We start from the raw sequence: 24,782 nt of genomic DNA on the forward strand, positions 1-24,782 counted from the left end.
GGGCGCGGCTCCGTCCACAGGACCGCGGTCCTCCACAGGCACTCCGTCGCAGTTGTGCGCTCCCTCGCCAGCGACCGCCGCGGGGCAATAGGCTGGAGCCATGCGTATCGGTGCCCACGTCCGCAGCGACACCCATCCCGTCGAGACCGCGGAGAGCCTCGGTGTGGACGTGATCCAGATGTTCGTCGCGGACCCGCAGAGCTGGAAGAAGCCGGAGCCGCATCCGCAGGCCCAGGCGCTGCGCGACTCCCCGCTGGAGATCGTGGTGCACTCGGCGTACGTGATCAACGTGGCCAGCCTGAACAACCGGCTCCGGATGCCCTCCCGCAAGGCCGTGGAACAGCAGGCCGCCGCGGCGGCCGAGCTCGGCGCCTTCGGGCTCGTGGTGCACGGTGGGCACCTGCGCGAGGGGGAAGACCTGCAGGGCGGAATCGACAACTGGCGCAAGCTGTTCACCCGGCAGGAGGACAAGGGCGGCTTCGGCGTGCCGATCCTCATCGAGAACACCGCGGGCGGCGACGGCGCGATCGCGCGGCAGCTCGACACCATCGCCCGGCTGTGGGACGCCGTGGGCGATCAGGGCGCCGGCTTCTGCCTGGACACCTGCCACGCGTGGGCCGGCGGCGAGGAGCTGCTCGGCATCGTCGAGCGGGTCCTGGCGATCACCGGCCGGATCGACCTGGTGCACCTGAACAACTCCCGCGACGAGTTCGATTCCGCACGGGACCGGCACGCGAACCTGCAGGACGGCACCATCGATCCCGATCTGCTGGCCGATGTGGCCCGCGCCGCGGGCGCACCGGTCATCCTGGAGACCCCGGCCGACGGCCTCGCCGACGACGTCGCCTACCTCAAGGAGGCCCTGCTGTGAGCACCCCCGACGGCGGCGGCGCACCGAAGCACGCCGCTCCCGACACCGTCGCCGTCCCCGACGGGATCGACCGGAGCGATCAGGAACGTGAGGAGGGCGGCATCGGGCCGCTCGCGCCCGCGGCGCTCGCGCGCGAGGAGAACCAGATCCGGGACGCGGACGCCTGGGACGCCCGCTACCGCTCCACCGACCTGGTGTGGGGGGCGCCGCCGGACCCGTGGATCGTCGAGCAGGTGACGATCCTGCCTCCCGGTCGGGCGCTCGACGTGGGCGCCGGCGAGGGCCGGCACGCGCTGTGGCTCGCCACCCGTGCCTGGGACGTGACCGCGATCGACTTCTCCCGGGTGGGCCTCGACAAGGCGGCCACCGTGGCCGCGCGGCAACCGCGCACCGTCCGCGCCCGCCTGCACTGGACCCCGCTCGACGTGACCGTCGACGAGATCCCGAACCAGCCCTTCGACCTCGCCCTGTGGGCCTACGTGCACCCCGAACCCGAGCAGCGTGCGGCGGCGATCGCCAAGGTCGCCGGGGCACTCGCTCCCGGCGGGCTGCTGCTGTTGCTGGCGCATGAGCGCCTGGAGGGCCACGACGGGCTGCCCACCTTCGGCGCCGCCGAGGTGTCCGCCGCCCTGCCGGAGGACATGGTGGTCGAGCACGTCGAGTGGCGAGAAAGTGATCCGCACCACGGAACGGGGGTTGACCTCGCGGTACGTGCGCGCCGTCGCTGGCAGTGACCTGAATCGCGCCGGAGTGCTTGCACTTGTTCGCACGAGGCGGGCGCGATAATATTCAGTTATTACCGACTGGTAACTTACTGGCTGGTAACGACAGCTTGCAACACATCAGCTCGAATCACGAAGGTGGAACAGCCCCATGGGCCATTACAAGAGCAACGTGCGCGACATCGAGTTCAACCTCTTCGAGGATCTCGGTGTCGGCGAGGTGCTGGCGTCCGGCGCGTACGGAGACCTCGACGCGGACACCGCCAAGGAGATGCTGCGCGAGGCGGCCCGTCAGGCTGAGGGCCCCATCGCCGAGTCCTTCGCCGAGGCCGACCGCAACCCGCCGGTCTTCGACCCCGAGACCCACGAGGCCAAGATCAACGAGGCCTTCAAGAAGTCGCAGGCGATCTTCGCCGACGGCGGCTGGGCCTACCTGGGCCTGAACGACGAGCTGGGCGGCACCGACGTGCCCCGCTCGCTGTACTGGGGCATCGGTGAGCTGTTCCTCGGCGCCAACCCGCCCATCTTCATGTTCGCCGCCGGCCCCGGCTTCGCGCAGATCCTGTTCGACGAGGGCACCGACGAGCAGAAGAAGTGGGCCAAGATCGCGGCCGACCGCAACTGGAACGCCACCATGGTGCTCACCGAGCCGGACGCCGGCTCGGACGTGGGCGCGGGCCGCACCAAGGCCATCAAGCAGGAGGACGGCTCCTGGCACATCGAGGGTGTGAAGCGCTTCATCACCTCGGCGACCGTGGACGACATGTTCGAGTCCACCTTCCACCTCGTGCTGGCCCGCCCCGAGGGCGGCGCCCCCGGCACCAAGGGCCTCGGCCTGTACTTCGTGCCGAAGTACCACTTCGACGAGAATGGCAACCTGGGCGAGCACAACGGCGCCTTCGTGACCAACGTCGAGCACAAGATGGGCATCAAGTCCTCGACCACCTGTGAGCTCACCTTCGGTGGCCACGGCATCCCGGCCAAGGGCTGGCTCGTGGGCGAGGAGATCAAGGGCATCGCGCAGATGTTCAAGGTCATCGAGCACGCCCGCATGATGGTGGGCACCAAGGCCATCGGCACCCTGTCCACCGGTTACCTCAACGCGCTGGACTACGCCAAGCAGCGTGTGCAGGGCGCCGACCTGACCCAGATGGCCGATAAGACCGCGCCGCGCGTGACCATCACGCACCACCCGGACGTGCGCCGCTCGCTGCTCACCCAGAAGGCCTACGCCGAGGGCCTGCGCGCCGTGTACCTGTACACCGCCGCGCACCAGGACGTCCGCACCGCGACCCCGGTCTCGGGTGCCGACGAGGAGATGGCCTACAAGGTCAACGACCTGCTGCTCCCGATCGTCAAGGGCGTCGGCTCCGAGCGTGCCTTCACGCTGCTCGGCACCGAGTCGCTGCAGACCTTCGGTGGTTCGGGCTTCCTGCAGGACTACCCGATCGAGCAGTACGTCCGCGACTCGAAGATCGACTCGCTGTACGAGGGCACCACCGCCATCCAGGCGCAGGACTTCTTCTTCCGCAAGATCCTCCGGGACCGCGGCGCCGCCCTGGGCCACGTGGCCGGCGAGATCACCAAGTTCATCGAGGCCAACGCCGGCGGCCCCTTCGCCGCCGACGTCGCCCTGCTGAAGACCGCCGCCGAGGACGTGCAGGCCATGGCCGCCACGCTCACCGGTTTCGCGCTCGCCTCGCAGGAGGAGCCCAAGGAGCTGTACAAGGTGGGCCTCGGCTCGGTGCGCTTCCTGATGGCCTTCGGCGACCTGATGATCGGCTGGCGCCTGCTGCACCAGGCCGTCATCGCGCAGGCCAAGCTCGACGGTGGCGCGACCGGCGCCGACAAGTCCTTCTACGAGGGCAAGGTGGGTGTCGCGAAGTTCTTCGCCGCGAACATGCTGCCGCTGCTGACCTCGGTCAAGGACATCGTCGCCGCTGTCGACAACCAGGCGATGGAGCTGGACGAGGCCGCGTTCTGATAGCCGCCTCCGGCCTCTGATTCGACGGGCGCCCCGACCACCACGACACGTGGCGGTCGGGGCGCCCTCGTTCCTCCACCGTAGGATCGACACCTGACCTGCGCCCTCGAACAGCGGAGACTCTCATGGCGGATGCACAGCCGGACGACGTCCAGATCAGAGCCACCGATCTGGGTGTCGACGGGGAACACGGGCCGTTGTTCCAGGGCATCGACCTGGAGATCGCCCCGGGTTTCCACGCCATCCAGATGCCGGCCGGACCGGAGCAGAACGCGCTCCTGCTCACGCTCGCCGGACGGCTGAAGCCCAGCACCGGCACCGTCCAGGTGATGGGTGACACCACGCCGGCCGCGATCCGCAAGCACTGCGCCATCGCCGGATTCGAGGGCATCGACGAGCTGGACGACTCCGTGACCGTGGAGACCGTGCTCGCCGAACAGCGGCGGTGGCTGGCGCCCTGGTACTCGATGGTGCCGCTGAGCGCGGGCCGGCTCGAGATGGACCAGGTGTTCGGCCCCGTCGACCGGCCCGCCCCCACCGACCTCATCGTGGAGCTGAGCGATCTGCAGCAGCTCCTGCTGCGCATCACGCTGGCCCTGCTGAGCGACCGCCCCATCGTGATCGTGGGCGATCTGGAGCAGGTGCGCGACAACCCCGGTCGCGCCGAGGCCGTGCAACGCCTGGGTGCGATCGCAGCCCGCTACACGGTGATCGTCGGCGTCACCAATCCCCTGGGCGGCGATGCGCCCGCGCACACCGATCACGACCGCCGCGCACTCCGGAAGGACTGACGATGCCCGAGAACGAGAAGCCCGATACGGACACCCCCGAAGGGGAGAAGAAGTACCTCTCGTCGAAGCAGTCGCTCGTCCCGATCGCGGCCGGACTGGCCTTCGGTTCGGAGATCAAGCGGTTCGGCCGCAGCCGCATGACGCGTGCCGCGATCGTGGTGCTGATGCTGCTGCCGCTGGTGTACGGCGCGCTGTACCTGTGGGCGTTCTGGGATCCCTTCGGCAACGTCAACAAGATGCCCGTCGCACTGGTCAACGCCGACAAGGGCACCACGGTCAAGGACCAGAAGATCAACGCCGGCGCCGAGGTCGAGAAGTCGCTCAAGGACGACAAGAGCCTGGACTGGAACATCGTCTCGCCCGAGCAGGCGCGGCAGGGCGTCAAGGACGGCACCTACTACTTCATGCTGGAGCTGCCGGAGAACTTCTCCTCGGCGATCGCCTCGCCGATGTCGGGCAAGCCCGAGAAGGCGCAGCTCAAGGCCGTCTACAACGACGCCAACAACTACATCAGCTCCACCATCGGCCAGACCGCGATGGCGCAGGTGCTCAACGCCGTCTCCACCCGCATCTCCGGCCAGGCGGTGAACCAGGTGCTGTCGATGATGATCACCGCCGGATCGGGGATCGAGCAGGCCGCCGACGGTGCCGGGAAACTGGCCGACGGCCTGGTGACCGCGAACGACGGTGCCGCCAAGCTCGCCGACGGCCTGGCCACCGCGAAAACCGGTTCGGCGCAGCTGAAAACGGGATCGCAGCAGCTCTCCGACGGCATCAATCAGGCCACCGATCCGATCATCGCGGTGACCCGCGCATTGTCCGGCCTGGGCGGTAACACCGCCGAGCTGCAGCAGAGCGCCACCGCACTGGTGGAGGCGGCCGATAAGGCGGGGGTTTTCGTCAAGTCCCAGGACACCGTGCTGGCGGGGATCGACGCCGCGATCCGTCAGCTGGCCGCGAGCCCCGATCCGGCCGCGCGGCAATCGGCGGACACGCTGCGCACGGTGCGAGGTCAGCTCGCCCAGGCCTCGGTGACCGAGCAGACCAAGCAGCAGATCATCGCCGCGCAGAACGGGGCGATCGCCCTCACCGAGCAGTTGCGCACACCGGGCAGCCCGTTGCAGACGGTGCTGGCGAAGGTGGGCGGCACGGGCGAGGACCTGACCGCCAAGCTCAGCCAGTTGCGCGACGGTGCCGCACAGGTCGCCGCGGGAAACGCACAGCTCGACAGCGGCATCACCCAGCTCTCGGCGGGTGCCGGACAGCTCTCCTCCGGCACGGTCCAGTTGCGTGACGGCAGCCGCGAGCTGGCCACGAAGCTCGACGAGGGCGCGCAATCGGTGCCGAAGTGGTCGCAGGAGCAGACCTCCCAGGTGGCCTCGACCATCGGCGGGCCCGTGCAGCTCGATGCGACGCACGAGAACCGGGCTCCGAACTTCGGCACCGGCATGGCGCCCTTCTTCCTCACCCTGGCCTTGTTCTTCGGCGCGCTGGTGCTGTGGATGGTGTTCCGGCCCTTGCAGAACCGTCCGATCGCCGCAGAGGTACTGGCGATCCGCGTGGTGATGGCCAGCTATCAGCCGGCCGCCGCGATCGCCCTGTGCCAGGCCGTGATCCTGTACTGCGTGGTGCGATTCGCGCTGGGCCTGCAGGTGGCGCACCCGGTGGGGATGCTGTTCTTCATGATGGGGGTGTCATTGGCCTTCGTGGCCTTCACGCAGGCGGTGAACGCCCTCGTGGGTCCCGCGGTGGGCCGCGTGCTGATCATGGCGCTGCTGATGCTGCAGTTGGTGAGCTCCGGCGGCATGTATCCGGTGGAGACTACGGCCAGACCGTTCCAGATACTGCACAAGTACGACCCGATGACCTACGGCGTGAACGGATTGCGGCAGCTGGTGTCCGGCGGCATCGATCACCGGCTGTGGCAGGCGGTGGCCGTGCTGGTGTTCCTGTGGGTCGCCTCGGTGACGATCTCCTCGCTCTCGGCGCGACGGAACCGGCTGTGGACCCTGGACCGCCTGATGCCCCCGATCAAGATCTGACCCATCTCCGCACCCGCCGCGCCCACCGACCGCATCCCCGCCCTGACGGGGCTGCGGGCGCTGGCGGCGTTCGCGGTGTGCGTGACGCACGCGGCGTTCTGGGCCGGCGATTTCACGCCGGACGCGTGGGGCGCCGCGTACGCCCGCCTGGAGACCGCCGTCCCGGTGTTCTTCGCGCTCTCCGGTTTCCTGCTGGTGCGGCCGTGGCTTTCCGGGACCGCCGATGTGCACAGGTACTTCACGCATCGCGCGTGGCGGATCCTGCCCGCCTACTGGACGGTGGTCACGGCGGTCTACGTGATCTACCTGTGGCGTCCCGATCCGTCGACCTCCGGTCACGGCTGGGGCGGGTACCTGCGGAACATGCTGTTCGTGCAGGTCTACGGGGTGGGGCACGTGCACACGGGCCTCGCGCAGATGTGGAGCATGTGCGTGGAAGTGGCCTTCTACCTGGTGCTCCCGTTGCTCGGTATCGCGGTGGCGCGCTGTGCCCCGCGGTCCTGGGTGGTGCCCGCGGCGATGACGCTACTGTCCGCCGGATGGGTGGCGCTGGTGACGGCCACCGAGCTGTTCGGCAAGACGGCCCGCACCTGGCCGCCGAGCTACGCCGCCGCGTTCGCCGCGGGAATCACGGTGGCGCTGTACGTCGATCGCGTGCGGTGGACGCGACGGCGGCGGTGGGCGCTCCTGGCGGTGTCCGCCGTGAGCTACGCGGTCCTGCTGACACCCGCCGCCGGTCCCATCGATCTGGCGCTGCCGAATCCCGGGCAGGGCGTACTGAAGTACCTGCTGGAGGCGCTGATCGGCGGGCTCCTGGTGGCCTGGGCGGCCAGCGGACCATCGCGCATGCTGGCATCGCGCCCGCTGGTGTGGCTGGGCGGAATCAGCTACGAGTACTTCCTGATCCACGTGATGGTGATGGACGTGGTGGTGCTGGACCTGTTCGGCTGGTCGCTGTTCCAGGGGTCGACATGGCCGATCGTCGCGGTCACCACGGTGCTGACCGTGCCCGTGGCATGGCTGCTGCACACCGGGGTGGAGCGGCTGCGGCGCGCTACCCGCGCAATCGCGCGATGACGGCGTCGATCAGCTCGTGCCGCTTGTGCGACGGTGCGTCCCACAGCTTTCCGGTGAGCCCCTCGAGCGCCGCGACGGCGGGCTGCAGTTCGGCGAGCGCCTTGGTGCGCTCGTCCTCGGGGAGCTGAGCGGCGGCGATGATCCGGTCGTCGAGTTCGAAGACGGCGTCGTCCAAATCGTCCAGATCGCCCGGGGTTCCCTTCACCGCCGAGTCCGGGGGCGGCGGCACCGCGACCGGGTTCCCGCCGCCGTGCACATCCGCGATCGCGTAGCGGACCCGCTGGTGCAGTTGGGCTTCCGGTGCGCTGGAGGTGGACCACTCCGCGGGCGCGCGGCCGGGACGGCCCGGGATCAGGTCGGAGGAATGCGCGAAGGTCTGGATCTGCTTGTTGGAGTCGCGCAGGAACCAGACGACCCCCACCAGCAGGGCGACGGCCACGACCGCGACCACCACCACGATCACGATTCCGAGAGTGCTCACACCCATATCAGCTCACGTTCCCTCGTTTGACGATGTGCGACCGGCGCTGCTCGATGATCAGGCACCGGTCTTCGATGTAGAGCAGGCCTGCGGATTCCGCGATCTCGCGCGCCTCCGCCGACCGGATCCCCAACTGCAGCCACAGCGCGGTGGCACCGGCGGCCACGGCCTGCCGGGCGATCTCCGGGGTCTGCTCGGAGGGCCGGAAGACGTCGACCAGGCCCACCTGTTCCGGAATCTCGGCCAGCGAGCGGTACACCTTCTCGCCGACGATCTCGTCGGCGTGCGGGTTGACCGGGATGATTCGCCACCCCCGGCGCTGCATGTAGGCGGGAACCTCGTTCGCCGCCTTCTCGGGATCCGCGCTGGCCCCGACCACCGTGATGGTGTCGTAGTCGCGCAGGATCCGCTCGATCAGCTCGTCCGTGGCGGTCATTGCCTCAGTGTAGGCCCGGCCGCAACGACTTCGGGCCGTCCAGGTGCTTGCAACAGCACCCGAACGGCCCGAAAGGTCGTGCGGAATCAGCCCTCGATGATGGCGGTGATGCCCTGACCACCGGCGGCGCAGATCGAGACCAGCGCGCGACCGCCGCCGTTCTCCTTGATCTGCTTCGCGGTCGAGGCCACGATGCGGCCGCCGGTCGCGGCGAACGGGTGGCCGGCCGCCAAGGAGGAGCCGTTGACGTTGAGCTTGCTGCGGTCGATCGAGCCGAGCGGCTTGTCCAGGCCCAGCTTCTCCTTGCAGTACTCGGGCGACTCCCAGGCCTGCAGTGTGGCCAGCACCACGGAGGCGAAGGCCTCGTGGATCTCGTAGAAGTCGAAGTCCTGCAGCGTGAGTCCGTTGCGCTCCAGCAGCTTCGGCACCGCGTAGGTGGGCGCCATGAGCAGGCCGTCCTTGCCGCCCACGTAATCGACGGCCGCGTACTCGACGTCCTTGAGGTAGGCGAGCACCGGCAGGCCCTTCTCCTTGGCCCACTCGTCGCTGGACAGCAGCACCGTCGAGGCGCCGTCGGTCAGCGGGGTCGAGTTGCCGGCCGTCATGGTGGCATCGCCCAGGGAGACGCCGAAGACGGGCTTGAGGGTCGAGAGCTTCTCGACCGAGGAGTCGGGGCGCAGGTTGTCGTCGCGGGTGAGGCCGAGGTACGGGGTGATCAGGTCCTCGAAGAAGCCGCGGTCGTAGGCGGCCGCCATGTTCTTGTGGCTCAGCGCGGCCAGCTCGTCCTGCTCGGAGCGTGCGACACCCATCTCCTTGGCGGTGATGGCGGCGTGCTCACCCATCGACATGCCGGTGCGGGGCTCGCCGTTGCGGGGGATGTCGATGCCCAGGTTGCCCGGGAGCTTGCCGACCAGCTTCACGCGGTCGACGTTGCCCTTGGCGCGGTTGAGGTCGAGGAGCACCTTGCGCAGGCCCTCGGAGACGCCGATGGGGGCGTCGGAGGTGGTGTCGGTGCCGCCGCCGATGCCGGCCTCGTACCGGCCCATGGCGATGCTCTGGGCGACGAGGTTGATCGCCTGCAGGCCGGTGGCGCAGGCCTGCTGCACGTCGAACGCCGGGGTGTACGGGCTCAGCGGGCTGCCCAGCACCGACTCGCGGATCAGGTTGAAGTCGCGGCTGTGCTTGAGGACGGCACCGCCGACCACCGCACCGAGCTGCTCACCCTGCAGGTTGAAGCGGCTCACGAGGCCGTTCAGCGCTGCGGTGAACATGTCCTGATTGCTGGCCTTGGCGTACGCCCGGTCGGAGCGGGCGAACGGGATCCGGTTGCCGCCGAGAATCGCGACCGGACGAATTTCGGAGTTTGCCACGGGTTTCTCCCAGTGATCGAGGGTTGCTACTACCGAGTATTCTTACTCTGGAGTAAGTTGCTTGTCGATAGCCTATCGGAACCCCACACGGATGAGGAACCTCACATGCCTGATGCACCCAGCACAGACTTCTACGCAGCGTTCGTGAAGTCGGGCCCCGGCTCCTTCCTGGCCAGCCGTCTCGGCCTCCCGCAGCCCCCGTCGCTGCGCCGCTACCAGCCCGGCAAGCCCGCGCTGGCCGGCCCCGTCCTGCTCGGCGGCAGCGGCCGCCTCGTCGAGCCGGTGCGCGAGCTGCTCTCGGACTACGACCTCGTGGTCAACAACGGCGGCGCCCGCGGCGCCGAGAAGCTCGGCGGCGCGGTCTTCGACGCCACCGGCATCACCAACATCGACGATCTCAAGGGCCTGTACGAGTTCTTCGGCCCGCAGATCCGCTCGCTGGGCAACAGCGCCCGCATCGTGGTGCTGGGCACCACCCCCGAGCTGATCGAGGACCTCGACGAGCACATCGTCCAGCGCGCGCTGGAGGGCTTCACCCGCTCGGTGGCCAAGGAGCTGCGCGACGGCGCCACCGCCCAGCTGGTGTACGTGCACCCGAAGGCCTCCACCGGCGCCTCCGGCCTGGCCTCGACGCTGCGCTTCCTGCTGTCGGGCAAGTCGGCCTACGTCGACGCGCAGGTCATCCGGATCACCGACAAGGACGCCGAGGCACCCGCCGATTGGGACAAGCCGCTCGCCGGCAAGGTCGCCCTCGTGACCGGCGCCGCCCGCGGCATCGGCGCCACCATCGCCGAGGTGCTCTCGCGCGACGGTGCGCACGTGATCGCCGCCGACATCCCCGCCGCCGGCGAGGCCCTGTCCGAGGTGGCCAACAAGGTGGGCGGTACCGCGCTGCCGCTGGACGTGACCGCCCCCGACGCCGGGGCCAAGATCGCCGAGCTGGTGAAGTCGCGGCACAGCGGCCTGGACATCGTCGTGAACAACGCCGGCATCACCCGCGACAAGCTGCTCGCCAACATGGATGAGGGCAAGTGGAACTCGGTGATGGCCGTGAACCTCAAGGCCCCCAAGCAGCTGGTCGACGACCTGCTCGCCGCCGGTGCGCTGAACGAGGGCGGCTCCGTGGTGGACGTCTCCTCGATCGCCGGCATCGCCGGTAACCGCGGCCAGACCAACTACGGCGCCACCAAGGCCGGCGTGATCGGCATCGTCGACGCCTACACCCCCGTGCTGGCGGAGAAGAACATCACGATCAACGCCGTGGCCCCCGGCTTCATCGAGACCGCCATGACCGCCGCGATCCCGCTGGCCACCCGCCAGGCCGGTCGCCTGATGAACTCGCTGCAGCAGGGCGGCCAGACCGTGGACGTCGCGGAGACCATCTCCTACTTCGCGGCCCCCGCCTCGGCGGCCGTGACCGGCAACGTGGTTCGCGTGTGCGGTCAGAGCCTGCTGGGTGCCTGACATGGCGAAGAACGTGACCGTGCTGCAGGCCCCGCCGTCGAGCCTGTCCGTGCTCACCCGCGGACTCAAGGGCATCCTCCCGGTGATCGGCAAGCAGGGAAAGCTCACGCCGGAGACGCCGCTGCCCACCCGGGCCGTGGAGCTCACCGTGGACGTCGACCCCGCGCGGGTAGCCGAGTACTGCGATGTGGTGGGACTGCAGAACACCGGCGAGGTGCCGGTGATGTACCTGTACGTGCTGTCCTTCCCACTGATCATGGACCTGTTCCTGTCGGACGATTTCCCCGCGGCGGCAGTCGGTTCCGTGCACGTGGAGAACACCATCACGCGGCGCCGTGCGGTGTTGCCGGGCGAGAAGCTGACGCTGCGCACCACCGTGGGCAACCTGCGGGAACACCGCAAGGGCATGCTGATCGACTTCACCACCGAGTTCACCGACGCCGAGGGCGCCTCGGTGGCGTCCGAGGTGTCGACGATGCTGATCCAGCAGCGCACGTCCCTGTCGGGCGAGCCGGCCGGCCCGGCGCCGAAGGAGGGCCGCCCCGGCGCCCCCGATGCGCTGCTCTCGGTGGACGGTTCGCTGATCCGGCAGTACGCCTCCGTGGGCGGCGATCGGAATCCGATCCACATGTCGCCCTTGGGCGGCAAGGCCTTCGGGTTCCCGTCGTCGATCGCCCACGGCGCCTGGACCGCCGCGGCCGTGCTGCGCATGGTGGAGGGCCACGTGCCCGATGCGGTGATCTACCACGTGCGGTTCGGCCGACCCGTGGTGCTGCCCGCGAAGATCGGCCTGTTCGTGACCCGCACCGACGAGAGCACCGAAATCGTCGCGAAGGATCTCAAGAAGGGTTACCCGCACGTGACGGCCACCGTCACCCCGCTGTAGTCCGCTGTTCGACGGTGCCCGCCCGGCTTCGGCCGCGGCGGGCATCGTCGTTTCCGGGCTGGTCGACCCGGCGAGGTGGGCGGGGCACCCGTCCAGAACAGCGATGCGCGCCGTGCCGAATCTCGTATCGTCGCTGCATGCCGCCAGACCGACAGGAGCAGCGCAACTGGACCCATTTCGGGTACGGACTGGCGCTGTTCATCCTGCTCGACGTCGCGGCGCTCCTCTGGGCCGGGACATTCCCCGGTGACCCCGGCCTGGGAGTGCTGTCCTTCCTCGGCGGTGTGGTCCTGCTCGTGGCGTGGCTGGTGTACCTGGCGGCCTGGACACGCACGATCCGCCGCTTCGCGTGGCAGCTGCTGATCATCCCACTCATCGGGGCGATCGCGATCGGGCTGGGCGTGACGAACGCCGTGCCCCAAGCCCGGTGGAATTACGACGAGCCCCGGCTGCGAACCGCCGCCGAGCGGATGCTCGCCGATCCGCGGGTGGACCTCAATGACTACGAGGAACGGACGATCGGAACGCAGCACGTGTACTCGGCCAACAAGACGGGCGGCGTCGTGCGGTTCCACATCGCAGGCCCGTCGATCAGTACCACGAGCCTGGCGTACCACCCCGAGGGAGTGACACCGACCAACCCGACGCGGACGCGCGTCCGGCACATCGACGGCCGGTGGTGGCTCGAACTGTCCGACTGATCACTGCGACGACCCACCGGCCGAGCCTCCGGCGCGGCCGGCACCGTCGGAGAGCTACTCCGGGCGTTCGCCGCGGATGCCGCCCCAGAGGAAGGAGGTCATGATCTCCACGGCGCGGTCGAGTTCGACCTTCCCGGTGGCGAGGCGATCGGCGATGGCCTCGCCGGAGCCGACGAGGGCGACGGCGTAGAGCTCGAAATCGGTGTCCTCGGGCGCGTACTTCGCGGCCTCGCGCAGCAGCACCGCGGTCATCTCGACCACCCGCTCCCGGTTGGCCTCGACGAGCGTGGCGAAGGACGCCTGGCCACTCGCCTCGCGGTACATCACACGCCAGGCGTCGCGGTTCTGGTCGACGTACTTGAGGAAGCCCTCGATCACCGAACGCAGGCGCTGCGAGGGTGGCAGCGAGGGGGTCGCATCGAACTCGATGCTCCGCATGAACTGGCCCACCTCGCGCGTGACGCACGCGGCGAACAGCTCGTCCTTGGATCCGTAGTACAGGTACAGCATCGGCTTGCTGATCTCCGCCTCGCGGGCGACCGCATCCATCGACGTCTCGTAGAAGCCGTTGCGGGAGAACACCTTGATCGCGGCGTCGAGCATCTGCTGCTCGCGCACCGCGCGCGGCAAACGCTTCGTACCACCAGCCACCGACACACTCCTTACTCTCCGGTCAGATACTACGGCACGTGGTTACCGCGAAGTAAGTTCCGCGCAGATCCACCTGTTTCAGCAGCGCACGGCGTGCTTCGCCCGCGCCACCCGGAGCACGGAGGCGTCCAGTCGCTGCAACGGGAGCTTGCCGGCCTTCACCGCGGCCTCGACCTCGGACACCGCGGCGCCCAGCTGGTCGGTGGAGATCCACAGCGCGACGTCGGCGCCCGCCACCAGGGCCTTGGTCACCGCCTGCGGCACGGTGAAGTCGTTCGTGATGGCCTTCATCCCGGACAGGTCATCGGTGAAGATCGGCCCGGCGAAGGGCGCGGCGCCGTATCCGACACCGTCGCGCAGCAGACGCATGGTGTTCGCACTGAGGCTGGTGGGCAGCCCCTTCTCGGTGAGCCCGGGAACGGTGAGGTGCCCCACCATCATCCCCGCGTCCTCCTGCGCCGCGGCGCGGAAGGGCACGAGGTCGCGCTTCTGCAGCTCGCTGAGCGGCGGCACACTCACACCGCCCTGGTGCGAATCGCCCGACGACCGGCCGTGTCCGGGGAAGTGCTTGAACACCGGGTACACGCCGCCGTCGCGCAGGCCCGCCGCGAAGGCCTTGGAGTACTTCGTCACCACCGCCGGATCATCGGAGTACGAACGATCGCCGATCACCGAATCATCGGGTTGCGCAGAGACATCCGCATCGGGCGCGAAATCGACGGTGATCCCCATCGAGGCCATCAGCTTGCCGACGCGCTTGCCCTCGGCCCGCGCCTGCTCGACCGTCTTGGTCTTCGCCAACTGCCGCGCCGACACCAGGTTCGCGCCGGGCACACGGGAGACGCGCCCACCCTCCTCGTCGACCGAGACCATCAGCGGCACCTTGCCCTGCGCCGAAACCTGTTTGAGCGCACCGCCACTGAAGATCGCCTTGTCGGTCCAACTGCCCACGAAGACTCCGCCCACGCCGAACTGCTGCACGGCGCGACGCGCGTCGGCGGCGTCCTTCACGCCCACCATGAGCAACTGCGCGATCTTCTCCCGCACACTCAACGTGCGGAGGAAGTCCGTCTCGCAGCTCACCGGGCGCGCGGCGGCCGACGACGGCGCCGTGGTGCTGCTCGGCGGTGGGGCCGCTGCGGTCGTGGACCCGTCCGGGCCGGAGGGCGTGCCGCACGCGGCGAGTCCGGCCGCGGCGATCACCATGATCGTGAGGTTTCGAAACAGTCGCATCGTGGTCAGTCTCGCAGATCCCGGCGACGGGGTCAGCCGCAGCAGCTTTCCGGTGAGCGTGGTGGCGTACAGCGACCGCGCGTCCCAGCCGGGTCCGCGGCCGAACCGCACCGAGGTGACACCGCGATGACCGGTGTCGATGACGCACTGCGCTCCCGTCTGCGGATCGAGGCGCACGATCTTCCCGGGCAGGTCGAGCGCGGCGTACACGGCACCGTCGGGTCCCACCGTGAGATCGTCGGCGAAGTTCGCCGGGCCGAGGCCCGCGACGGCGTAGTGCCGCGGCTGCGCGGGTCGCGCGGGGTCGATCGCGTAGAGGCCGGTCCGGGCCGACGTCGCCGTCGATGCCCAGAGGCGCCCCGCGGCACCGTCGAACCAGAGACCGTTCACCGATTCGCCGGGCAGTGCGAACGGGGTGGGCGCGGCGCCGCGCGCGGACGCGACGATCCCCTGCTTCGGCCCGAGAACCGTACTGGTGACGAACCTTCCGTCGGGGAGCTCGGCCAGACCGTTCGGCATCGTCAGCCCCGCGGCCCAGGTGCGCGGCGCCCCGGTACGGGGTTCGAGTTCGGCGATGGTGCCGTCCGTCTTACCGAGCAGGCCCGACGGTGCGCTGTTCGCCGTCGTGACGAACACCCGCCCGTCCCGGATCACCAGACCGCCGGGATTGGGCAGGTCCACCAGCCGCTCCAGCGCCGCGGGCGAGGCGCCGCGCAGCACCTCGCCGCGCCCGGTGACGGCGTTCTGCTTCGAGACGTACACCGCCCCCGCACCGTCGAAGGCGAGATTCTCCAGCGTGCCCATCCCCGCACGCAGCACGGTGGTCCGCCAACCGCCGCAGTCGGCCGCGGGCGCCGCCGCGGCCACCGGGGCGACGGCGAGGCCCGCCGCGGTGGCCAGGACGACGGCCGCCGCAGCGAGTCGGGTGGGGTGAATCCGGTTCAGTCGCACGGGGAGCAGTCTGACAGGTCCCCGATCGATCAACCCTTGGCGACCTTGGCGACGGCGGCCACGAAGACCCGGTCGAACAGGGCGGCGTCGGGTTCACCGGTCATGCCGATCGCGGTGACCGACACCGAATAGCCGCCCACCTGCGCGAAGCCCAGCAGCATCCGCTGCGTCACGTTCTGTCCGGCGGTGGTGGACACGTTCACCTGGTGCAGGACCACGGCATCGGTGGCGCTGGTCTTGGGGGCGTCACGCAGGGTGGTGGTGATCTCCGAGCTCACCTGCTGGCCCTGCACCGACATGTCGGCGCGCATGGAATTGCACTTGCCGGCGAAGTTCTCGCGCAGCTTCGCGATGTCGGGCTTCTCGCTGGCGACGGTCTCGCTGACCGCGCCGGTGTCCGTGCTCCCCGTCACCAGGCCCACCTGGCTGACGTCCAGCTTCTTCGTCGCGTCGGTGAGCGCGGTGGCCGATGCGCATCCCGCCGGGCTGAACTTCGCCGTGGAGGCGGCACCGGACATCTGATCCACGACCTCCTTGAGCTGCGCGTCCGACACCGGCACCACCGTGATGCCGGCCGGGAGCTCCGCGGCCGTGAGCACCAGATCCTTGGCCGGCGTGGTGATCGACGGTGCGCTCGACGGCGCCGTGGACTCCTTCGCCGGCTCGGCCTCCCCCTTCGTCGATCCACCGCAGCCCGCGGCCAGGACCGCGATCGCGGCCAGCCCCGCCGCGACCTTCGTACGCCGCCTCTGTCCGTACGTTTCCATCCCACATCCCCCTATCGAATAGTGAAATTCGAATGTACCGGCATGCCGGAAAGTGGGACCGCGAAGCCCCAAATTGCACCGTGCAACAACAGGGTTCCGGCGTAGGCTCGGAGGTACCAGGAAGCCGAGAACATCGAGGTGATCCCCATGAGTGCACCCGTCAAGGTTCTGATCGCATACGACGGCACCGAGTCCGCACAGCGCGCCGTGAAGTACGCCAGCAAGGTCCTCGCCCAGGGGCGCGACGCCGAAGCGGTGGTCGTGACCGCCTGGGAATCGACCATCCATCAGGCCGCCCGACTGTCGGCCATGTCCGGTGTCGCGGGCGCCGGAGCCGCCGAGACCGCACTCACCCGCGAGAGCGATGTGGTGCACACCGAGGCCAAACGGACCAACGCCGAGGGCGTCGAGCTGGCGCAGGCCGCCGGGTTCACCGCCCGCGGAGAACTGGTCGAGGTCGCGACCACGGTGTGGACGGCCATCATCGGCGCCTCCGACGCCGAGAACGTGGACGTGATCGTCACCGGCAGCCGCGGCACCACCGGCCTCAAGGCGCTGTGGCACTCGTCGGTGTCAGAGCACGTGCTCCGCGGTTGCAAGCGCCCCGTGATGATCGTCCCGTCGGGCGTCCCCGAGCTCTAGGCTCACCCGCGGCCGTCGCGCACCTTCCCGACCATCGCGGACATCAGGGTCCCGATCGGAGCGGGTGACGTTGTCGTCAGGCGCAGTTCCGATCCACCGCCCTCGATGAGGAAGGCCGTCGACTGGCTGCGACCCGCGGGAACGGACACGGTCGTGGGCGTACCCGACTCCAGCTCCGCGGTGATATCGGCGGGTCGCGTCAGGTGAGTGGTGAGCACCACCACCCACTGCCAGTCGAAGAGCGGCTGCGGCAATTCGATCGTCGTGGTACCCGCCAGCGTGGTCGAGGTGACGAACGCGGGCGCCGCCACCTCGAGACCCGCCTGGACCAGCGCGCCGTCGGTGCCGATGGTCGCGAGGTTCGCGTAATCGGTCGAGCGCGCGACCCGTGGCGCGCCGTCGCCGTAGAGCCCGCGCAATCCCGTCTCCAGATCGGGTGCGGTGCGCAGCATCTCGGAATCGATGCGCTGGTCCAACAGCACGCCGCCGGACCCGCGGGCCGACGCCAGCGTCGCCTCCAGGCGCGCCGCGTAATCGCCGGTGGGATCGAGGTCCCAGATCCGCGAGAACTGCACCGTGCTCACCGCGCCGCCGACCATCGACACCGCGACCAGCAGGACGACCGCCGATCCGGCCACCCCGTCCCGCACCCGGGCGCGACCGGTCCGGCCCCGCCGCCCCCGCGCGTACGCCCCGACGCCGATCGCGACGAGCAACGCCCACACGACCGCGATGTCCGACTGCGCGCGGTTCGACAGCGCGAAGAGCACGGTGGTCGTCTCGCCCGCCCGGGACCAGTACACCGGCGCCAGCGACAGCACCGGATAGACGATCAGCGCCGCCGCCCACAGCAGCCAGCCGCGCCGCACCAGCCACACGGTGACCGCGCCCACGATCAGCGCGACCGCGACACCGGCGAGGAACTGCGGCCGGGTCACCTCGACCCAGGGCACCGCCGTTCCCATCCGCACCCAGCGCCACGGCCCACCCGCGACACCGGGCACGACGGTGTGCGCGAAGGCGTGCACCAGCCCGTCCACCGTCTGGCCGAAGCGCCGACCCGCCGGGAACTCGGCCGGATAGTCGGTGGTGGCGACCACGACCGCTCCCCAGATCGCGGCCATGCCCGCGAAACCCGCCCACAGGAACCGACCCGACCGGACCGCGCGACGCACCGCGCCCCGTCCACCCCGCACCGTGAGGAACAGGAGCGCGGCACCCACGGCCGCGGGCACGATGATGAGCGCCTTCTCGCTGCACGCCAACCCGAAGGCGAGGGCACCCAGTGCCACCACGGCATGCCTGCGCCGACGCGTCCGCACGAAGGCCACGGACTCCGCCACCGCCGTGGCCAGCGCCGCGTGCAGCGGAAGGCTGTTGAGGGCCGCCGACACCCACGTCGACGAGGCCACCGTGAACGGCGACGCCAGGTACACCGCCGCCCCCGCGACGACCGCGGCCGCGGACGGGGCGGCGAGCACGACGAGCGCCCGGATCACCGCCAGCGACGCCGCCACCTGCCCCAGCACCAGTAGAACGGCCGCGACCTCCCAGTTCGCGTGGAAGGTCCGCCCGAACCATCCGGACACCGCCAGGGGCAGCGGCATGGTGTGGCCCGAGTACTGGAGCCCGTCGATCACCGGGCCCGCCACCTGCGCCTTGAACAGCAGATCGAAATCGTCGCCGTAGAAGTAGCCGCGGTGCGCCAGGAACCCCCGTAATACCGCCTGGCCCAGGAGCAGGCCGCCGAGCACCCCCACGGCCCATCTCGGCAGGCCGAACGGGCGCTTCCATCGGATCCGGTCGACGACGGGACGTTCCCACGCGCGTCCCGGCCGCAGTGCTGTGGCGTGACTCACTGCATCGACGTTAGCAATCGCAATGAAATCGGTCACGGCACCACACACACGCCTTCGGCGACCGGGACCGGAGCACCGGACCTGTAGACTCCCCTGCATGGACCGCACCTCGATCATCGCCAGCGCCACCGCAGCGCTCGCCGGCATCGTCGTCGCCGTCGCCCTCGCACTGGTGAGCGGTGCGGCCGTCGGCCAGTCCACCCCGTCCACCGATGTCGGCGCCGTGAACCCCGACAAGGGCTTCCTGCAGGGCTCGTCGAACTACGGCGAGCGCGACGACTCGGGTGCCAACAAGTAGCGCCCAGCTCCGCACCGAACCGCTCCCCCGCCGCGCAGGCGCGTGGGCGTTCGTCGCCCTCCTGGCACTGAGCTTCCTCAGCTCACCGGGCAAGATCGTCGCCGATACCAAGCTCGATCTCACGGCCAACCCGATCGGCTTCCTCGCCCGTGCCGCCAACGTCTGGTCCAGCCAGTCCCCGCTCGGCCAGGTGCAGAACCAGGCATACGGCTACTTCTTCCCGCACGGCACCTTCTTCGCCCTCGGGCAATTGCTGCACGTGCCGCCGTGGATCACCCAGCGGCTCTGGTGGGGGCTGCTGCTGTTCGCGGGATTCTGGGGGATCGTCCGGCTCGCGGAGGCCCTGAACACCGGCTCGCGCGGCTCCCGGATCGTGGCCGCCGCCGCCTTCGTGCTGGCCCCGCAGGTGCTCACCACGCTCGGCGCGATCAGCTCCGAGACCGCGCCCGTGATGCTCGCCCCCTGGGTGCTGCTGCCACTCGTCCAGATGCTCCAGGGGCACGACGCGCCGCTGCGGAACCTCGCGGCCAGGTCCGCCGTCGCGGTCGCGCTGATGGGCGCCGTGAACGCCGTGGCCACCGGTCTGGCCTGCGCCGTCGCCGCGCTCTGGTGGCTGCTGCACGTGCGCTTCGGCGCCGGGACCCGACGGTTCTGGACCTTCAGCGCGTGGTGGACGGTGTGCGTCGTGCTCGCCACCACCTGGTGGATCGTGCCGCTGCTCATCATGGGCCGGGTGAGCCCGCCGTTCCTGGAGTTCATCGAGTCCGCGCGGGCCACCACCCAATGGGCGTCACTGCCCGAGGTGCTGCGCGGCACCGTCTCGTGGAGCCCGTTCATCTCCGACGAACGCGCCGCGGGCGCCATGCTCACCACCGCGCCCGCCGCGGTCGTGGTCACGGGTCTGCTCGCCGCCGCCGGTATCGCGGGCCTGACGATGCGGCACACCCCGAAGCGGGGCGTGTGGATCACGGTGCTGCTGGTGGGCCTGGTGGGCATCGGCGCGGGCTACGCCGGCGGACTCGGGTCGCCGGTCGCCGAACCGGTGCGAGTGTTCCTGGACAGCGTGGGCGCGCCGCTGCGCAACGTCTACAAGCTCGAGCCCTTCCTCCGGCTGCCGCTGGTGATGGGCATCGCCCACCTCCTGGCCCGGGCGCCGCTGCCCGGCACCGTCGGGCTGCGGCGCGCGCGGGCCGCACTGGCCCACCCCGAACACGACCGGCTCGCCGCCGGCGCGCTCGCCGTCGTCGTGGTGCTCGCGCTCGCGGGCGGCATGGCCTGGGTGGGGAAGCTGGCCCCGCGCGGGCCCTACGAGACGATCCCGGACTACTGGGGGCAGGCCGCGAGCTGGCTCTCCGACCACGCCTCGGGTACCGCCCCCGGGCAGGCCCGCGCCGAGCGGGCGCTGGTGGTGCCCGGCGCCCCCTTCGGCGCGCAGCTGTGGGGCCTCACCCGCGACGAGCCGCTGCAGCCGCTCGCCGAGACGCCGTGGGCGGTGCGCGACGCGATCCCCCTCAACCCACCCGGCGCGATCCGCGCGCTCGATTCGGTGCAGCGACTGTTCAGCGCCGGCACACCGTCGGCCGGGCTGGCGGCCACGCTGCGCCGCCAGGGCATCGGCTACCTCGTGCTGCGCGCCGATCTCGACCCGGACACCTCCCGCTCGGCGCGCCCCGCGCTGGCGCGCGCCACCATCCTGGGTTCGCCGGGGCTCTCCGAGGTCGCGCGGTTCGGCCCCGATGTCGCGCCGCCCACCGTCGAGAAGGTCACGGTGGATTCCGGTCTGCGGCCGCCACTTCCGGCGATCACGATCTACAAGGTGGACGACCTCGACATCGGCGCCGGGCCGTACCTCGCGGACCTGCGGTCGATGCCCCGGATCGCCGGCGGCCCCGAGTCGCTGCTGCCGCTGCAGACCGAGGCCGCCGCGGGACGGCGGGAGCTGGGGCCCGCGCTGCTGGCCTCCGATGCCGCCGCCGCGGGCCTGCCGCCGGGACCGCTCACCGTGACCGACAGCCCGAAGAACCGGGAGACCGACTACGGCAAGGTGGACGATCACAGTTCCTCGATCCGGGCGGCGGGCGACCCGCGCCGCACCCTGAACCGGCTGCCCGACTACCCCGTGGACGGCGCGGGCCTGGTCGACGGGACATGGGCGGGCGCCTCGGTCAGCACGTCCAGTTCCGCCGGTGACGCCACCCAGCTGGGAACGGTGCTCCCCGGCGCCGGGCCCGCCGCCGCGGTGGACGGCGACAAGGACACCTCCTGGGTCTCCTCGGGCCTCGATCATGCTGTCGGCCAGTGGTTCCAGTTCGATCTCCCTGAACCGCGATCCGACCTCGCCGTTACGGTGACGGTGGGCCGTGCCCTCGGGCCCGCGGTCAGCCGGCTGGTGATCTCCACCGAGGCGGGCAGCGTGTACTCCGATCCCGTCACCGCGGGCACGCCGATCACACTGGTCGCACCCTCGGAACCCACGCGCTGGCTCCGGATCACCGCCGCCGAGACGACGAATCGTTCCTGGGGCAACCAGTTCGCGATCTCCGAGGCACGGCTCGCCGATGCCCGGACCGACACCACCATCCCCGCCCGACACGATGTGGTGCTGCCCCCGTCCGGTGCGGCGAACCGGTGGATGTTCGGGCAGGAGAGCATGGGGCGGTCCGGCTGCGTGCCGACCCCCGGCCGCGACGGCACCGACGGCCCCGTGCAGTGCGCCGATATCGGGATCGGCCCCGAGGAGCCGGGGGCGTTGCGGCGCACCGTCGATGGGCCCGGCGCCCCGGCGGTCACCCCGTCCCTGACCCTGCGGGCGCGCTCCGGACAGGCGCTCACCCGACTGCTCGCCGAGCCCGGCGCACCGTCGTCCTTCGCCGATGCCGCCGTGACGGACGGCCGGGGCAGCGGCGCCGCGGCCTCGGACGGCGACCCGAACACGGTGTGGAGCGCGCCGCAGTCCGCGACCGCACCGACCGCACCGAAACCGATCCTGCGGCTGCGACTTCCGAGCCCACAATTGGTCTCGGGCATCCGCCTCGAACTGCCCCGCGGCGAGGCGCCGGCCCGGCCCACCCGGGTGGGCATCGATCTGGGCACCGGCCGCCAGGTGCGGGAGGTCTCCGAACAGGACGATTCCGTCACCGTCCCCCTGGAGGCCGCGGTCACCGACTCGATCGCGATCTCGCTGCTCGACTGGGACGAGCGGATCAACATCAACGCGCTCGGATTCCCGGAGAAGATGGCGCCCGGTCTGGCCGATGTGCAGGCCCTCGGGCCCGACGGTGCGCCCGTCCCCGGCTCGCGGCCCGCCGCCCTCGACCGCGCGGTGACGGTGCCCTGTGAGACCGGGCCCACCGTCCGGATCGGCGACCGCACAGTGCGATTCCGCATCGACGCCACCGCACGCGCCCTGCGCGACGGTGCGCCGATCCGCGCCGTCGCGTGCGAACCGGAACCGCTGCCCCTGCCTGCGGGACGGCAGGACGTGATCGCCACACCGGGTGCCGGGTTCAGCGTGGAGACCCTCACCCTGGACACCCCGGCGGCGGCCGCCGGGCCCGCCGACACCTCCTCGCCGCGGATTCAGAGCTGGACGCCGGACCGCCGCATCCTGGCCGTCCCGCACTCCGAGGCGGACCGCGTGCTCGTGGTGCCGGAGAGCCGGAACACCGGATGGTCGGCCACCGCGCCCGACGGTACGCCGCTGCGCGCGGTCACGGTGAACGGCTGGCAGCAGGGCTGGGTGGTGCCGGCGAGCACGGACGGCAATGTGACGCTGCGGTTCTCACTCAACGCGCCGTACCGGATCGGCCTGTTCGGCGGGCTGATGCTGCTGCTGATCCTGGCCTCGCTGGCGATCACCCGCGGCGCGCCGGCGGGCCGCGCGGAACCGGTCCGGGCCTGGCAGCCGGGCATCGTCGCGGGGCTCGGGCTCGGCCTGGCCGCGTTCGTCCTGAGCGGATGGCCGGGCCTGGTCCTGTGGGGTGTCACCGGGCTGGCCGCCGCGCTCGTCTCCGGCCTGCACGTGAGCGCCGACCGGCGGGCAGCGATCCGGGTGTTCTCCGCCGCCGGATTCGTCGCCGCCGGAATGCTGGTGCTCGCAACGGGTCCCTGGCACGCCGAGACCGGTTACGTGGGCCACGGCCCGTGGCCGCAGGGTCTCACGCTCACCGGCGTGCTACTGATGGCCTGGTCCGCGATCCCGCTGCGGCGGCGCGAGCCGCCCGCTGAGTCCGCCGACTAGGGCGCGGCCTCCTCCTCGGCCTCCTCGATCACCGCATCGCGCGGGGCGGGGGCGGACCGTCGGGCCTCGTAGCGGGCCAGTGCACGCCGGGCGGGCTCCTCGATCCAGGCGTAGCTGAGGGCTGCCACTGCGGCGGAGAAGACGATGGTCAGCGCCGAGACCCAGAGCATCTTGCCGTTGAAGGGCAGCATGCTGAACAGCGGGAACATCGCGCTGAGCACCACGAGGTGCCAGATGAAGATGCCGTACGACCAGCGGCCGAGTGCGAGCATCGGGCCGGAGCCCAGCCGCCCGGGCGGCGTGCTCCGCGGCGCCAGCACGAGGGGCGCCAGGAGCAGCAGCGCGAGCAGTCCACCGAGCGCCATCCGGGTGGCGAACTGCCAGTTCGTGGGGCTGGTCGCCAGATCGACCGGCCCCCCGAGCGGCGTGGCCACCACGGCGAAGACCAGGACGGCGGCGGGCCAGCAGATCCGCCGGGTGGCGAGGCGGCGCAGCGTCCGGTAGCGGTCCGTGGGTGCGAAGGCCACCTCGGCCAGCACGATCCCGGCCGCGAACCACGGGATGTACGCGGGCAGCCAGTTGTGATGATTGACACCACGCGGAAGGGCCAGCAGATCGCCCACCCACGCCCAGCTGAGCGACAGCGCGGCCACGGCGAGTACCACCGGGATCCGCCACCGCGCCCGCGGCCCGCGCAGCCGCATCAGGAGCACGGCGGCCAGTGGCATCACGAGGTAAAAAGCCATCTCGACCGAGAGGCTCCACATCTGCGTGAGACCGTTCACCAAGGCGTAGGGCACGAACACCTGCGTGAGGGTGAGGTTCGCCAGCCAGGTGGCCGCGGCGGGGGCATCGCCTCGCGGCAACAGCGTGAGGGCGACGACCACCACCAGCAGGTACGCCGGCATGATCCGCACGAGGCGGGAGCGGTAGTAGCGGCCGGTGTCGGGGCGCGGTGCACTCGTCCATGCCGCACGCGCATGCGCCCGCCAGAGCAGGAAACCGGAGAGGGCGAAGAACACCGCCACCGCCATATCGAACCGGCCCCACACCCGCCCCATCACGGAACCGTCCACCTGGCCGGTCTGGAAGGCGGTGTGCGTGAGCAGCACGGCCACCGCCGCACAGGCCCGCATACCTTCGAGCGCAGGCACGAATCCGGCAGCGCCGGCGGGCGTTGCAATCGTGAAGTCGCTGGTATCGGGTCTGGTCATCGCCTCCGCAATCTACCGGGGCCGCCGTGTGAGGGGCCGGTGACCGCCGGTGCCCCTGTTACGCTCGGGTACTTGAAAGGGGCACGTCACCCTCGTGCCGCC

20 protein-coding genes are annotated in these 24,782 nt (G+C 70.5%); 12 read left to right on the plus strand and 8 right to left on the minus strand.

Annotated features, from left to right (window positions below; translation table 11 throughout):
- The first annotated feature begins 100 nt into the window (after positions 1–100).
- The 6 genes from ABD108_RS18420 to ABD108_RS18445 all read left to right on the plus strand — a co-directional run bounded on the left by ABD108_RS18420 (position 101) and on the right by ABD108_RS18445 (position 7,487).
- A complete protein-coding gene (locus ABD108_RS18420) occupies positions 101–871 on the plus strand; it encodes a deoxyribonuclease IV (RefSeq protein WP_220656832.1) in 771 nt (256 codons plus the stop codon).
- Positions 868–1,605: a class I SAM-dependent methyltransferase gene (locus tag ABD108_RS18425; protein ID WP_220656833.1), complete on the plus strand. Its 738-nt coding sequence runs from the start codon at positions 868–870 to the stop codon at positions 1,603–1,605. The genes ABD108_RS18420 and ABD108_RS18425 overlap by 4 nt, the downstream gene beginning before the upstream one ends.
- A 139-nt stretch (positions 1,606–1,744) precedes the next feature.
- Complete coding sequence (locus ABD108_RS18430) at positions 1,745–3,577, plus strand: acyl-CoA dehydrogenase (RefSeq protein WP_220656834.1); 1,833 nt, start codon at positions 1,745–1,747, stop codon at positions 3,575–3,577.
- Positions 3,578–3,702: 125 nt separating this feature from the next.
- On the plus strand, positions 3,703–4,368 hold the full coding sequence (locus ABD108_RS18435; protein WP_343931026.1) for a hypothetical protein: 666 nt from the start codon (positions 3,703–3,705) through the stop codon (positions 4,366–4,368).
- Positions 4,369–4,451: 83 nt separating this feature from the next.
- A complete protein-coding gene (locus tag ABD108_RS18440; RefSeq protein WP_220658491.1) occupies positions 4,452–6,410 on the plus strand; it encodes a YhgE/Pip domain-containing protein in 1,959 nt (652 codons plus the stop codon).
- Positions 6,411–6,452: 42 nt separating this feature from the next.
- The gene (locus ABD108_RS18445; protein WP_343931081.1) at positions 6,453–7,487 is read left to right on the plus strand and encodes an acyltransferase family protein; all 1,035 of its coding nucleotides are present in this window, start codon (positions 6,453–6,455) and stop codon (positions 7,485–7,487) included.
- Here the strand turns inward: ABD108_RS18445 and ABD108_RS18450 are convergent.
- The 3 genes from ABD108_RS18450 to ABD108_RS18460 all read right to left on the minus strand — a co-directional run bounded on the left by ABD108_RS18450 (position 7,465) and on the right by ABD108_RS18460 (position 9,774).
- Positions 7,465–7,968, minus strand: coding sequence for a hypothetical protein (locus ABD108_RS18450; RefSeq protein WP_343931027.1), 504 nt, complete (start codon positions 7,966–7,968; stop codon positions 7,465–7,467). The two genes, ABD108_RS18445 and ABD108_RS18450, sit on opposite strands and share 23 nt — an antisense overlap.
- Before the next feature lie 7 nt (positions 7,969–7,975).
- Positions 7,976–8,404: a CoA-binding protein gene (locus ABD108_RS18455; RefSeq protein WP_220656837.1), complete on the minus strand. Its 429-nt coding sequence runs from the start codon at positions 8,402–8,404 to the stop codon at positions 7,976–7,978.
- A gap of 86 nt (positions 8,405–8,490) precedes the next feature.
- Positions 8,491–9,774 carry an acetyl-CoA C-acetyltransferase gene (locus ABD108_RS18460; protein ID WP_343931028.1) on the minus strand — a complete coding sequence of 428 codons (1,284 nt, stop codon included), beginning with the start codon at positions 9,772–9,774 and terminating at the stop codon, positions 8,491–8,493.
- 105 nt (positions 9,775–9,879) lie between these two features.
- On the opposite strand from ABD108_RS18460, the gene ABD108_RS18465 reads away from it, so the two are divergent.
- The 3 genes from ABD108_RS18465 (at position 9,880) to ABD108_RS18475 (ending at position 12,825) form a co-directional block, all read left to right on the plus strand.
- On the plus strand, positions 9,880–11,238 hold the full coding sequence (locus tag ABD108_RS18465; RefSeq protein ID WP_220656839.1) for a 3-oxoacyl-ACP reductase: 1,359 nt from the start codon (positions 9,880–9,882) through the stop codon (positions 11,236–11,238).
- Between the two features lies 1 nt (position 11,239).
- Positions 11,240–12,124 carry a MaoC/PaaZ C-terminal domain-containing protein gene (locus ABD108_RS18470; RefSeq protein WP_343931030.1) on the plus strand — a complete coding sequence of 295 codons (885 nt, stop codon included), beginning with the start codon at positions 11,240–11,242 and terminating at the stop codon, positions 12,122–12,124.
- 137 nt (positions 12,125–12,261) lie between these two features.
- Positions 12,262–12,825, plus strand: coding sequence for a hypothetical protein (locus ABD108_RS18475; protein WP_343931031.1), 564 nt, complete (start codon positions 12,262–12,264; stop codon positions 12,823–12,825).
- A 54-nt stretch (positions 12,826–12,879) separates the two neighbouring features.
- Here the strand turns inward: ABD108_RS18475 and ABD108_RS18480 are convergent, their stop codons facing one another.
- The 3 genes from ABD108_RS18480 to ABD108_RS18490 form a co-directional block, all read right to left on the minus strand.
- Positions 12,880–13,476, minus strand: coding sequence for a TetR/AcrR family transcriptional regulator (locus ABD108_RS18480; RefSeq protein WP_220656843.1), 597 nt, complete (start codon positions 13,474–13,476; stop codon positions 12,880–12,882).
- A 78-nt stretch (positions 13,477–13,554) separates the two neighbouring features.
- Positions 13,555–14,709 (minus strand): glycoside hydrolase family 3 N-terminal domain-containing protein, encoded by a 1,155-nt coding sequence (locus ABD108_RS22140; protein ID WP_220656844.1) that lies wholly within the window; start codon positions 14,707–14,709, stop codon positions 13,555–13,557.
- Positions 14,710–15,689: 980 nt separating this feature from the next.
- Positions 15,690–16,427 carry a hypothetical protein gene (locus ABD108_RS18490; protein ID WP_220656846.1) on the minus strand — a complete coding sequence of 246 codons (738 nt, stop codon included), beginning with the start codon at positions 16,425–16,427 and terminating at the stop codon, positions 15,690–15,692.
- Positions 16,428–16,574: 147 nt separating this feature from the next.
- Between ABD108_RS18490 and ABD108_RS18495 the strand changes: the two genes are divergently transcribed.
- Positions 16,575–17,069 (plus strand): universal stress protein, encoded by a 495-nt coding sequence (locus ABD108_RS18495; protein ID WP_305110322.1) that lies wholly within the window; start codon positions 16,575–16,577, stop codon positions 17,067–17,069.
- Positions 17,070–17,071: 2 nt separating this feature from the next.
- Here ABD108_RS18495 and ABD108_RS18500 read toward each other — a convergent pair whose 3' ends face one another.
- A complete protein-coding gene (locus tag ABD108_RS18500) occupies positions 17,072–18,928 on the minus strand; it encodes a hypothetical protein (RefSeq protein WP_343931033.1) in 1,857 nt (618 codons plus the stop codon).
- A 97-nt stretch (positions 18,929–19,025) separates the two neighbouring features.
- Between ABD108_RS18500 and ABD108_RS18505 the strand changes: the two genes are divergently transcribed.
- Both ABD108_RS18505 and ABD108_RS18510 read left to right on the plus strand, forming a co-directional pair.
- Positions 19,026–19,226: a DUF2613 family protein gene (locus tag ABD108_RS18505; RefSeq protein ID WP_220656849.1), complete on the plus strand. Its 201-nt coding sequence runs from the start codon at positions 19,026–19,028 to the stop codon at positions 19,224–19,226.
- Positions 19,213–23,466: an alpha-(1->3)-arabinofuranosyltransferase domain-containing protein gene (locus ABD108_RS18510; RefSeq protein WP_343931034.1), complete on the plus strand. Its 4,254-nt coding sequence runs from the start codon at positions 19,213–19,215 to the stop codon at positions 23,464–23,466. The genes ABD108_RS18505 and ABD108_RS18510 overlap by 14 nt, the downstream gene beginning before the upstream one ends.
- Here the strand turns inward: ABD108_RS18510 and ABD108_RS18515 are convergent.
- Positions 23,463–24,680 (minus strand): acyltransferase family protein, encoded by a 1,218-nt coding sequence (locus tag ABD108_RS18515; RefSeq protein ID WP_343931035.1) that lies wholly within the window; start codon positions 24,678–24,680, stop codon positions 23,463–23,465. The genes ABD108_RS18510 and ABD108_RS18515 overlap by 4 nt on opposite strands.
- Positions 24,681–24,782: the final 102 nt, after the last annotated feature.

The organism is Tsukamurella strandjordii (assembly GCF_039525985.1).
Classification (GTDB): domain Bacteria; phylum Actinomycetota; class Actinomycetes; order Mycobacteriales; family Mycobacteriaceae; genus Tsukamurella; species Tsukamurella strandjordii.